This window comes from Enterobacter sp. SECR19-1250 (assembly GCF_013391025.1).
GTDB classification, from domain to species: Bacteria; Pseudomonadota; Gammaproteobacteria; order Enterobacterales; family Enterobacteriaceae; genus Enterobacter; species Enterobacter cloacae.
The window spans coordinates 1-12,234 of record NZ_JACASJ010000095.1 but is presented as its reverse complement, the minus strand read 5'-3'; the positions used below and the strand labels follow the sequence as shown (position 1 = coordinate 12,234).

The following is a 12,234-nucleotide window of genomic DNA, read 5'->3' as shown; positions in this document are numbered from 1 at the left end:
GAGCAGGCAGAGCAGGCAGAGCAGGCAGAGCAGGCAGAGCAGGCAGAGCAGGCAGAGCAGGCAGACAACACCGCTAAATCGAAAAAGGCGAAATAACCATGGCAACCCCGCTTACGCCAGAAGAAATTAAAGGCTTCCTCGCTGAGTTGGGGTACGCCATACCTGATACCTTGCTTACGCCGATCCTCTGCGTGGTGAACAAGATTATCCCGTGCCTCAATGGCGCCGGGTATGACGAGTGCACCGCGAAGCTGATCCTGATGTATGCCGCCGCGCTTATGGCAACGTCTTCCGGCGCGCGCCGCATCAAATCGCAGGGTGCGCCGTCTGGCGCGTCCCGCTCGTTCGATTACAGCGACGACAGCATTACCTGGCTGCGTGACTCGCTGGCCCGGCTCGATACAAGCGGATGCACCAGTGAGCTGCCAATCAGCGCTGGTAACAGTGTCGGGTTGTTCATGGTGGTCGGAGGCTGCTGATGACGTACAAATCAGTTAAGCACGGCCTGCCACGCTCATTCACCCGCGTCTGGGTGATGACCGACACCGGTCGGGAAACTACCGGTTACGTTAAATCGGACGGCGAGTGGTTCATCAACTGCCCGCGCATCCGGGCAACTGGCGCGAAGGTGCTGCGCTGGAAGGAGGGCTGATGTCGTCTACTGCTTCATGGTCTTACAACAAACCGTGCACGATATGGCGCAAGGGTGCAGGTGGCAATGACGAGTGGGGCGATCCTGTCGACCCATACGAACCTCCTGAAACCATCATGTGTGACTACATCGGCGGCCTGTCTGCAAAGCTCGGGTCAATCGGTAAAGAGGTTGTGGTCAAAAACACCTTTTTCACGGCTTACGCACTGGCCGATGAGGGCGATTACATCCTGATTGGCGTCAGCACAGAAACAGACCCGGTCGTGGCAGGTGCCGATGAGGTTCGCCATGTAACGCGCTGGAACGATACTCTCGACGGCCTGGAAGATGACTGGGCGATAATTACGGGAGTGTAGCAATGGGGATCAAAGTTCGTGGCGCGGCACGTGTTGAGCGCAATATTGACAGAATTCTGAATGATATTCAGGGTAGGAAAATCATTCGAGCGCTCCAGTCTGCGATGATTCTTGGGGCGGCTAGAGCGGCACTTTACACGCCGATCGATACCTCAGCACTTTTGAATAGCCAGTTTCGCGAAATCGTAACTGACGGAGCTGTAATCACAGGCAGGGTTGGTTACTCGACCAACTATGCCGTTTATGTTCATGACCCTGGCAACCCGCAGAGGTTCCGTCGCTCAACTGCTAAAAAAGAATTCCTCACCCTTGGATTTGAAGAGGAGCGCTCTGCCATCGATGATGTTGTGCGTAAGGAGCTTTCACTATGACACCAATGATGCATGAGCGGGTCAGAAACATGTTCGTCGATGCCGGGATAACTGCGGGTTTCACAGTGCAGCAGCTGATGTACGATGACCCCGGCGACCTGTCGAAAGCGATCATGGTGTTCAGGCCAAACGGCGGCTCGAATATCCGTACAGACCTCGGCTCTGAGTATCACGTCCTGGTCGACGTAGTAGGCGCAAAAGATAAGCGCAAAGACGCACTCAATGCCGTACAGCGCATCGTCGATTACGTCCAGGCCAACCCCATGGCTGACGAGTGTGTCGGCTACATCCAGAACATGGGCGCAATCCCGCCCCCTGTGCTAACAGAAGAAGGGCGAATAGTCTTCCGATTGCAATTTGCATGCACGTTTGGCGACTAGCCATTCCCAACCAAGTAACCCGCTCAGGCGGGTTTTCTTTTATACGTCAAAGAGGAGTTTCACATGGCTAATTGCCAGAACTCGAACGAGCGCCTGTTCGGCGGTGCGGTCGTGCTGGAAGTCGCCGATGGCTGCCCTGACGTCAAGCCACTTGAATCTGAGTGGATGGCGCTGGCTGCCGGTACGTCTAAGGGCTTCGACTTCAACCCGAACTCGGTTACCTCTGATGCGGATGACGGAGGCGGCTATGTCGAGACCATCATCACCAACAGTGATTTTACCCTGAGCTTTGAAGGCGAAGTGCGCAAGAAGGACAAACTGGACCAGTACGGTGTTGGCAAGTTCATCAAGTATTTCGCTGATGAGCTGAAGGCTAAGCGCCAGCCTGGTATCTGGGTGCGCATGGACTACGGTCCGGTAGAATTCATCGGCTACATGAACATTACGGCTCTGAGTTCAGACGGTGGTACCAACGACATTGTCACGTTCTCAACCGAGTTCAAAGTCGGCGACGCAAGCACCATCGAAGTGAACGAAATCACTGCGGTTGCCGTGACTGGCGTGACGGTAACGCCGACAACCAGCACTGGCACTGCAGGCGGCACCAGTACCTTCACGGTGAATATCGCACCAACAGGCGCAACCAACAAAGACTTCACTGTAGCGACTACCGATGCGACAAAGGCAACGGCTACCGCATCCGGCAACACCGTTACCGTGACGCGTGTCGCCACCGGCAGCGCGCAGATCATCATCAACACTGTAGACGGCAATTTTGTGGCCGTGCATACGGTTACCGTTTCCTAACGGACATTACAAAGGGCGGCGTGCTGCCCTTGATAATGACCGTTTACTGGAAGGCTTATGACCGCTTTAACCGATATTGGCGAACTCTCCATCAGCGACAGCCGCGAAGGCGGGAAAGATTACCTGCTACGGCCTTCATTCGAGGCTATGACGAGGATCGGCACTCCGGAAGAGATTGTGCAGGCGTACGCCACCATACACGGCAATGATGTCGCTCAGCTAATTGAGGTTTGCGCTGGCACGCTGGGAGGATTTCCTGAATGGCTATCTCCATCATTCAACCGCGCTGCTGAGAAGCTTTTATCAACGTGCATGTTGGTGCTTCAGGCGTGCTGCGAGGAAGACCTGACGCCTATGATCGGCGAATGGAAGGGATGGCGGCATTGCGTCGTATACCGACCGGGACAGATACCGAAGAACGACATCATCGTGCTGGCGCAGCACCTTATGCAGCATGGTGTCGTCGGCAAAGCTAAGGTCCGCCAGCTGCAGCGCCACGAAACAGGTGCGAGAACAAACGAATTTAAAGCCTTCGACTACATCAGCGCGGCGCGTACTCATTTTGGCATGATCCGCGAAGAAGCCTCTCAATTAACGATGACCGAATTTCAGATGCTTCTGTCGGCAAAATACCCAGAGCAGAAAGGCTTCACTCGCGATGAGTACGATGCGATCGCCGATGATTACATGGCGAAGAAAGCGAAGCGATTAGCCCTGGCGGAACGGGCCAAGTAAAAAAGAACACACCAAAACAACCCCTCTACGGCGGGGTTTTTTATTGCCCGGAGATTAGATTATGGCTGGTACTGTCAGCGCTGGAACGATTGTTTATGAAGTTGACATGGACACCGCCGGGATCCTTCAGGGACGCCGGGATATCGATGCCGCGTTAAATGGTCTTAACGGTAGCATGGGTCGTCTTGAGGCGGGGTTAAACCGCACTGAACGATCCCTGTCTTCGATTGAAGGCACTATGTCCAGCTTAACTGGCGTCGCGAAAGCGCTCATTGCCGCTCTTTCTGTCCAGCAGGTCGGCGCATACGCCCAGGCATGGCAGGACCTGAGTAATAAACTGGCAAACGCCGTCAGGGATTCCGTACCGCCTTTTGAGACCCTGGCTGATGTCACAGAGCGTGTTTTTGACATCTCTCAAAAGACTCGTTCAGGTCTCGATGCCACGGCCACTCTCTATGCACGTCTCGAGCGATCAACACGGAGTTATGGTGTCAGTGTTGAGGACATTACCAGGTTGACAACCATTATTAACCAGGGCTTCGTGGTCTCAGGGTCAACAGCCGAGGAGGCAAGCAACGCAATCATTCAGCTTGCTCAGGGGCTGGCGTCCGGAGCTTTAAGAGGTGATGAATTTAACTCTGTGAACGAGCAGGGTAACCGGCTCATGATTGCTCTTGCTGACTCGATGAATGTCAGCATTGGGGCGCTCAGAAACATGGCTGCAGAGGGCAAGTTAACCACTGATGTGATCGTGAATGGGTTGCTTTCTCAGGGCGATAAAATTGGACAGGAGTTCGCTAAAACTACTGCCACGATCAGCCAGTCTCTTGAAATTGCCAACAACAACATCACGAAGTTCTTTGGCGAGAATGCCACTGTAAAAACTGGCGTCAAAATATTCAGTGATTCAGTCATTTCTCTCAGTGAAAACCTGGACGTTCTCAGCACTACGCTCACGATTGTTGCCGGCGTAATGGGTGCGCGGTATGTCGGTGCGCTGACCATGGCTACCTCAGCGAAAATCGCTGATATCGCAGCATCCCGTCAGCAGGCTGTTGCAGAGAGTCAGGCGGCACAAGCAGCTTTGGTTGCTGCTAATTCTGCTCAGCGTAAGGCTCTGGCTGATAAAGAGGCTGCTCTTTCGTCTCTCGCGCTGGCCCAGGCTGAATATAACGTGGCAAAAGGTAGCGCTGCAGAGATGCTGGCAATGGATGCTCTTGTGGCCGCAAAAACTCGTGCTACTACCGCATCTCTTGCTCTTGCCGAGGCTGAAACTGCCCAGGCTGCAGCATCTGCCCGCGCAGCGACCGCTGCTCGTGCAGCGTCAATTGGTATCGGAATGGCCCGTGGTGCACTTGCTCTTATAGGGGGTCCAGCTGGTGCGGCTATGCTTGCAGCCGGAGCGATCTTCTATTTCTGGCAGAAAGCTCAACAGGCAAAAGAGGAGGCTATCGCCTTCGCCGATGGTCTGGATAAGCTCAACGCCGCCATGAATGCAATGTCGAACACGCAGCTGCGTGGGGCTATTGCAGATGCCAATAATTCTATTCGAGCTCAGAAAGAGGATGTAGCAGATCTGCAGAGTGAAGTTGACTCGCTGAGAGACAGATATCAGAACTTTACCCCGGCAGCGCAGGAAGTTGCTGAATCTATGGGGCAAGGTGCGGATTTCGCCCGTCAACAGGCGGAGGTGTCTGATGAACTGGCTCGCAAGACGCGAGATCTTGAGGCCGCAAAGGATAAATTATCCCGGACAGAAGAAACCGCGTCTGAGGCGACTCGCACACTCACGAACAACATGCTTACGGCGATGGGCGTTCATGATCAACTCATCGAAAAATCCTGGTCTCTTGAGCAAGTTCAGGGTGCGGTAGCGAAAGCCTTTGGGGAGACGGCTGATGAAATAAACCGAGCCAATCAGGCCGGAAAAAGCTTCGACCCCAAAGCGCTGCAGATATCTCCCGCGACCAAGGAGGGCGATAAAGTTATCGCTACTCTGGAAGAGCAGAATGAATTACTTAAAATTCAGGACGAGAGAGAGCGGGCGATAGCCAAAGCCAGGATGCAGGCTGCCAAGGTCACTGACAATCAGAATCAAATCTCTGCAGCTGGCAGGCTGGCTGCTGAAAATTATGATTTAGAGAAGTCAGAAGAAGCCAGAAAAAAATCTCAACAAGAGAGTGAGCAGCAGGGGAAAAAATCAGCGTCTTCTGCTGAGTCGGTTGCTCAGAAGCTGGCTAACCTGAAAAAACAATCGGAGCTGGCGGCTGGTTCAACAAATGAACTCAGTAGAGAACAGGCTATCCTTGCCGCCCAGCAATCTCTTGGTGCTGCAGCAACTCAAAAAGACATTGAGTTGGCTGGGAAGTATGCTGCAGCAAAATGGGATACGGCCACCGCACTGAAAGCGCAGGCCGCAGCAGAGAAACTCCTCCCAGAAGCGCGAGAAAACGCCAGCTATAAGCAGGATGTTGAGGATCTGAATACCGCTCTGGCTGCGAAGAAAATCAGTCAGGAACAGTTCAATAAGACATCCGAGCGACTGGAGGCAACTCACCAGGCAAACCTAGCAAAAATCCGCGCGCAGCAGGCCGTGACGCCTCAACAAGAGGCAGTTTCACAGGTTGATCCAGTGCAGCAATTAGCTAATCAGCACGCTCAGCAACTGGCCCTTATCCAACAGTTCGAGCAGCAGGGGTTATTAGCTCACCAGAATGCATTAGCCCTTAAAAATGCTGCCGATACGCAGTATGAGCAGCAAAGAACCGCTGCACAATGGGAGCTTCTTAGCCAGCAGAGCCTGGGGTACAGCATGCTGACAAGTGCAGTAGATGCGTTTTCAGGTAATGCATCTAATGCGTTAACCGGGCTGATCACCGGAACGATGTCAGCTCAGGATGCTATGCGCTCACTCGGTAACACGATGCTGAATAGCGTGGTAAATGCGCTAGTCCAGGTTGGGGTTGAGGCTCTCAAAAACTTCATTATCGGTCAGACATTGGGCGCAGCTTCTACCGCTGCTTCTGTCGGTATGGCTACCACGACGGCGGCCGCATGGGCTCCAGCCGCAGCGCTGGCCAGCCTGGCATCCTTTGGCGCAAACTCAGCGCCTGCGATGGCTGGTATTGCATCTACCGTTGGGCTTGCTCAAGGGCTGGCTTTGGCTGGGGCCAGATACAATGGCGGACCTGTGTCAGCGGGAAGCATGTATCAGGTCGGTGAGCGAGGGAAGCCGGAGATTTACCAGGCCAGTACCGGTAAGCAGTACATGATACCGGGCGACAACGGCAGGGTGATCAGCAATAAAGAAATGACAGCCGGTGGAGGTGGTGGGGTGGTAATCAACATCCAGAACTACACGTCATCCTCGGTCGATGCGCAGGCTGGTACGGATGCTAATGGTGGAGTGACTGTGGATGTAATTGTCGCTGACCTGAACAACGGCGGGCCAATCAGTAACGCCATAACCAGCAACATGAACGTTAAACGCACGCCAAGAGGGCAGGGCTGATGCCAATTATCGACTATCCCGACTGGCTGCCGCTGGCGCAGAAGGCCAGCAAAAACATGACACTCGATACCGGTTTCCAGACCGATCAGCCAGCGGTCGGCCCGGCAATCTTCGAGAATCAAACCGACGACCTGAAAGTGACCTGGTCACTGACGTGGATCTTCACTCTGGCGCAGGAGCGCGCTTTCCAGCAGTGGCTACGCAGCCCAAACTATCTCAACCGGGGCCTGAACTGGTTCAGGATGAATATCAATCTGGGCGGCAGTGGTCTCCAGTTGCAGGAGCTTCACTTCACGCAGATGCCGGTGCAAACCAGTATCGACGGCGGAGTAGTGACCTGGACGGGAACCGTTATTGCCAACCATCTGTACAACGCTGACGACGAGTTTGACGACATCATTGTTGAACTGCCTCCGCCGTGGGATTCGTGGCTCGATATCGTTGTTACGGGTTATCCGGACGGGCGCGATCCGGAATCACTGCCGAGAGTGCCGTAATGCCAACATTCAGAGCTTATAAGCAGCAGCGCCCGACGCGCGGACTGTACGACACCATCACGTTCTACCATCCGTCTTTTGGTTACGTCCGCCTTGTCGATAAGCAGTTCTTTCCGAAGACGCTCGGCGGCCAGACGTTCACGCCAGCGCGTTTTGAAATCGAAGAAAGCCAGCAGAGCGGCACGCCGGTAATCGACGCGACCGTGAAGTTAGGGCGGCTGTCGTCGGACATCAAAGCGCTAATGAAACAGTGGAAGGGGGCGGCCAGGCTGACGGCTATCACGGCCACCCGGCAGATCTTCGACAGCGGCGATGTATCGGTGCCGATTAAGTCCTGGCAGTTATACGTCAAGACGGTGGACATCGACGCCGATTCAGCATCGGTAACCCTTTCTGTCACTAACCCGCTGAACAACAACATCGGAAGGCTCTATGACCCAACGGAATACACCGGCCTGCAGTACCTCTGATTTTGTTCGGAAGGTGATCGGCGTGCCGTGGGCTAACCGGGCCTGCTCGTTCGATAGGGTCGACTGCTGGGGCTTGTGCGTGCTGTATTACCGGCACGTTCTCGGCATTGAACTGCACCAGACGCCGGACTACGAAGCCGGTGAGGACTTCTTCACATGCTATCAGGGTGATGTCGTTTTCTGGCGCCCGGTCGACAAGCCTGTTGAGGGCGGAATATTCGTCGGGTACCGCGGCGCGCAACCGGCACATGTTGGCCTGGTACTGAACAGGCAGGCGCTGCACTCGCGCGGCGAGAACGGAAGCGTACGCATGGACTCGTTGCTGGTCATTCAGCGGGCATTTACAAAGGTGGAGTATTTTTCGTATGGCGTTGATTGAACTCCAGCGTTTCCCGGGAACGCCAAAAGAACGCTACAGGGTGCCAAACGGCACCCTTTTTTATGACTGGCTGGCGGCCAATGACGCTACCTTTCACCGCGATCTGCTCATCGTCCGCAACGGCGTTAAGTTAGGCGACGATGAAGAACTGGCATTTGAACTGCGCGAACTGGACCGCATCCAGATATTCGACCAGCCGAAGGGTATCATTGGCGACATTCTCAGCCCGATTTTCAAAGTTGTCGGCGCGGTCTTCTCGTTCCTGGCTCCCAAACCGGCGATCGCTAATGCCGGCGGCAACACGATCGACTCGCCAAACAATAGCCTGACCGGTCAGACGAATACGGCGCGCGTCTACAAAGCAAAACCAGACATCTACGGGCAAATCCGCTCATACCCTGATTTGATCCAGGAATCGCTTTTTGAGTATGTTCGGCAGAATGAAAATGATGGCGGACTAAAGTTCGTTACAGAGTGGATGTGTGTAGGCATAGGAAAATACGGCTATGAGTCGGTACGTTACTCAGAGTCAAGCCTTGGAAGTATGCCAGGAGCCGAATACCAGTTTTTCCAGCCTGGTGAGGTAATCCCCACCATCAACGAAGGCTACGGGTTCGACGACGTCGACGGCCAGGAAGTGCCTGGCCAGAACGAATCGGACAATTTCCCGATCGAGACAGCCACCGCCAACACGGTTGTGAGCGGAACTTACTCCGGCGGGCAGATTGCAGTAAAAATCATCAAGCAGGCTGAGTTTGATTACTTCATGGGCCTCGTCCTTCCGCATGCGGTTACATTCACGATTAACGTCACCTACAGCACGCCAACCGGCAACGTCACGCAGGATGTCGATTTCTCCGGCACGCTGATATCGGCTGTCGAAACGAACGACGGCGCGGTGGTTAACCCGGTCCAGTGGTACACATTCACGATGGCGGATCTGATTAGCCCTCCTGACGTGCCAGCAACGGCGACAATCAACACGACGAAGTTCATCCTCAACGATAACGAAGCGCTCGTGGTAGGCCCGTTCTTCTCGCCGGTCGAGTCTTCTCAGTTGTGGCTGCACACTCAGGTGCAACTGGGCGGCAAAAAGTCAGCCGACTGGAAGGTCACGATCTGGAAGATTGACGATGACTACAACCAGGTGCCGGGTACTCAGCAGACGTTCACGTATCACCAGGGGACGCCGCACAAATCATCCAGCGAAGTGTTTTATCGCACTGACAAGCTGACGCCGACCGGCGGTTTCGGCAAGTACGCCATTAACTTCCAGCGCACAGATAACTCAAGTGATGCTTCTATCCTGAAGGTTGAGGAGATCCACTCGGTCAACGTCAGAACCAACGTAGTGCATCCAACCGATACGCTGGTGCGCGTGAAGGTAAGGGCGACAGAGAACGCCCTGGGAAGCCGTGACCGCAAATACAACGCCCTGGTGACGCGTCATACCATCACATACGACCTGGACACGCAGACGGTGGATTACACGCTGCGTCCTTCGCGTTCGTTCGCTGATGCGGTGGCGCACACCTGGCTGATTATGGGCGGGCAGCCGGTCAGCAGCATTGACCTGTACGGTCTGTACTCGATTGCTGAAAGCTTACCTGATGAGCGCCTGGGTTACTTCGACTACACGTTTGACGACGAGAACGACTCTCTCGGAGATCGCGTGCAGGCGATCTGCAATGCGGCGTCTGTGTTGGCTTACTGGGATGACGGGGTGCTGACATTTACACTAGATCAGAAGGTAGACTACCCAGATGCAGTGTTCAACCGGGCAAACATGAAGACGGACGAGTACAAAATGACGTACGAGGCCACTTTGCCTGGTGGATATGAAGGTGTGCAAACGTCATACGTCCACCCAACCACGAACAACAAGACGTACATCAACTACCGCGTGCTGAACGGCGCTATCGTCGAGCAGGAGGCGGAGAACCCAAATAAGCTTGAGATTGTCGGCTTTCGTAACGAGTACCAGGCGCGGGAGCGCGCGCTGCGCGAAACGAAACGCCTGATCTACTCCAGGGTGAAGATGAACGCCAAAGTGTTTGAGGACGGGATAATTCAGGTAGGCAGCGTCATTCAGATGCCTGATATCTACGACAGCAACCAGCAGCAGGGATACATCACAGGCCGCGCGGGGAATAACTTCGATACCAGCGAGCCGATCACGTTTACCGGCTCGATGTATGTGCTGGTTACCGACAGCCTGGGTAATCCGACACTGCGCTATCCGGCGACGGCACGCGCCGACACGAAGTACGGCTTCACCGCAGCAATACCCGATATTCAGCTCAACATATGGAACGGAGACACTGTACAGCTCCCGTCGCGCTACCTCATTGCGACGGTGGAGGAGTTGGACAGTCAGCTATGGACGGTCAACAGCATCAAACCGAACACAGATAACACGGTATCTCTGACCGTCGCGGAATACAGCGACGCCATCTACCAATAAGAACCGTCCCCGACCAACCAGACCCGGCCACCGCGCCGGGTTTTTTTATGGAACTAATATGGCTACGACACCTACCAACCTGTCAGTACCGAGCGAGTCCCCGCGCGATCTGAAATTTAACGCAGGGAAAATTGATGAATTTGTGACATCGCTGGCACTTCAGTACATTGATCGCTTTGGTGATGCGCATTACACAATTGAAGGCCTGAAGGCTTTAGTACTTCAGCAGATATATAATCTTGGCTGGAATCCGGTTGGAAGCTTCCAGGGTGGCGCTACAGTTTCTTCCGCTGGCGATATCATCCAGGATGAAACGACGGGTGTATGGTATCGCTGGGATGACCTCTCCACCTTACCTAAGTTTGTTCCAGCAGGTTCCACACCCGGTTCCACTGGTGGTATTGGTGATGGGAAATGGCTCGCTGTCGATGTAAGTGATGTCTTAAGAAAAGACCTTCAGGGAAGCAATGGCTCAACATTAATCGGTGGCTCTGTTTATGTAGTTGACTATTTTTCAGATGCCAAGGCGGCGAATGCAGGCAAGTCAAAGTACATCATGACGCGTGGGCACCATACGCTCGGTGTTGGTGCTGCGACATATTTTAGTGATGGCACAACTGGTGCGCCATCAACTGGCAATGAGCTCAAGTTTTACGATGCAACTGGAAATGGATGGTACCTTCACCACGACGGAACCATTGATTGTCGTCAATTCGGCGTTGTGGCTGATGGTAGTGATGAGACAACAAAGTTGCAATTATGGTTAGATTGCTGCGCTCAATCTGGGGCCGAAGCGTATATTCCCGTAAATGTTTCCCCATCTGCTGCTGGCTTAATTTGTACCTCGCAACATAATGGTTTGAAATTCAAATGGCATGGGTATGTTAAGCACTGGGGAGATGGAACAAAGCCTGCCACTGTTGTAGATTCATGGGACCCTTCATCTGGATATGTTCTTTACCTGAAAGAAGTAAGTGACCTCACTGGAGAGATAAGAATTGATGGTGTAAGGACATCTAAGATAGCCGATGAACACATCCATAATATACATTCCTATGGCGGGAAAAATCACGTATTGTCATTATTTTTCAAAGAAACAAGAGGTGATGGAATTTATCTTAATGCAGCGCATGGTAACCAAGATTCAACACCTCCATCAAACATGACATATCCATTAGTAGAGAGCGTAAACTCTGACTATGACGGTAGAAATGCGATGAGCATTATTTGCGCGGATGGCGTTTCCATAGGCACATTTGTTTCGTATAAGCATGGTGGACGCATTGGCACGGTTATGCAGCCAGGTGGTTTGGATATTGAACCAAATTATAGCTATCAGCCATGTACTAACATCCAGATTGATAGCTATTACTCTCGCTCATGTGGAACAGGTTTTACTATTTTTGGTAAGGTAAATACTGGGAATATGGTTGTTAGAAACATCTCTATTTCGAAGATGGAAATTGTGATGGAGTATATTTCTTCAAATAACAATCAACTGCGTGGATCGCTTCTTATGGGTGCTGATGGTTTGTACATAGGATCATCACATATTCGTGACCTGCTCCCCGTTGATTAGTACACCCCGATGTTAGTAATGTCTTCATAAGCC

Annotated in this window: 13 protein-coding genes; all 13 read left to right on the top strand. The window is 53.2% G+C overall.

The genetic code is table 11. The annotated features are described in order from the left end of the window. Positions 1-98 precede the first annotated feature (98 nt). The 13 genes from HX884_RS20380 (at position 99) to HX884_RS20320 (ending at position 12,201) form a co-directional block, all read left to right on the top strand. The gene (locus HX884_RS20380) at positions 99-479 is read left to right on the top strand and encodes a hypothetical protein (protein ID WP_178328709.1); all 381 of its coding nucleotides are present in this window, start codon (positions 99-101) and stop codon (positions 477-479) included. Further along, positions 479-652 (top strand): hypothetical protein, encoded by a 174-nt coding sequence (locus HX884_RS20375; protein ID WP_006820518.1) that lies wholly within the window; start codon positions 479-481, stop codon positions 650-652. The genes HX884_RS20380 and HX884_RS20375 overlap by 1 nt, the downstream gene beginning before the upstream one ends. After that, a complete protein-coding gene (locus HX884_RS20370; protein WP_016245422.1) occupies positions 652-1,008 on the top strand; it encodes a hypothetical protein in 357 nt (118 codons plus the stop codon). Before HX884_RS20375 ends, HX884_RS20370 begins: the two co-directional genes overlap by 1 nt. Positions 1,009-1,010: 2 nt before the next feature. After that, entirely contained in the window at positions 1,011-1,379 is a 369-nt protein-coding gene (locus HX884_RS20365; RefSeq protein ID WP_032634743.1) for a hypothetical protein, read from the top strand. After that, positions 1,376-1,759, top strand: a complete 384-nt coding sequence (locus HX884_RS20360; protein ID WP_048210254.1) for a hypothetical protein — start codon at positions 1,376-1,378, stop codon at positions 1,757-1,759. The genes HX884_RS20365 and HX884_RS20360 overlap by 4 nt, the downstream gene beginning before the upstream one ends. 63 nt (positions 1,760-1,822) lie before the next feature. Continuing rightward, positions 1,823-2,566: a phage tail tube protein gene (locus HX884_RS20355; RefSeq protein ID WP_178328708.1), complete on the top strand. Its 744-nt coding sequence runs from the start codon at positions 1,823-1,825 to the stop codon at positions 2,564-2,566. A 57-nt stretch (positions 2,567-2,623) separates the two neighbouring features. Next, on the top strand, positions 2,624-3,301 hold the full coding sequence (locus HX884_RS20350) for a DUF6246 family protein (protein WP_045336296.1): 678 nt from the start codon (positions 2,624-2,626) through the stop codon (positions 3,299-3,301). Between the two features lie 61 nt (positions 3,302-3,362). Further along, on the top strand, positions 3,363-6,812 hold the full coding sequence (locus HX884_RS20345) for a tape measure protein (RefSeq protein WP_178328707.1): 3,450 nt from the start codon (positions 3,363-3,365) through the stop codon (positions 6,810-6,812). Further along, the gene (locus HX884_RS20340) at positions 6,812-7,309 is read left to right on the top strand and encodes a hypothetical protein (protein ID WP_016245414.1); all 498 of its coding nucleotides are present in this window, start codon (positions 6,812-6,814) and stop codon (positions 7,307-7,309) included. The genes HX884_RS20345 and HX884_RS20340 overlap by 1 nt, the downstream gene beginning before the upstream one ends. Further along, the gene (locus HX884_RS20335; protein ID WP_178328706.1) at positions 7,309-7,779 is read left to right on the top strand and encodes a hypothetical protein; all 471 of its coding nucleotides are present in this window, start codon (positions 7,309-7,311) and stop codon (positions 7,777-7,779) included. The genes HX884_RS20340 and HX884_RS20335 overlap by 1 nt, the downstream gene beginning before the upstream one ends. Continuing rightward, the gene (locus HX884_RS20330; protein ID WP_178328705.1) at positions 7,742-8,158 is read left to right on the top strand and encodes an NlpC/P60 family protein; all 417 of its coding nucleotides are present in this window, start codon (positions 7,742-7,744) and stop codon (positions 8,156-8,158) included. The genes HX884_RS20335 and HX884_RS20330 overlap by 38 nt, the downstream gene beginning before the upstream one ends. Then, positions 8,145-10,622: a host specificity factor TipJ family phage tail protein gene (locus HX884_RS20325; protein WP_178328704.1), complete on the top strand. Its 2,478-nt coding sequence runs from the start codon at positions 8,145-8,147 to the stop codon at positions 10,620-10,622. The genes HX884_RS20330 and HX884_RS20325 overlap by 14 nt, the downstream gene beginning before the upstream one ends. Before the next feature lie 58 nt (positions 10,623-10,680). After that, positions 10,681-12,201 carry a hypothetical protein gene (locus tag HX884_RS20320; protein ID WP_178328703.1) on the top strand — a complete coding sequence of 507 codons (1,521 nt, stop codon included), beginning with the start codon at positions 10,681-10,683 and terminating at the stop codon, positions 12,199-12,201. Positions 12,202-12,234 lie beyond the last annotated feature (33 nt).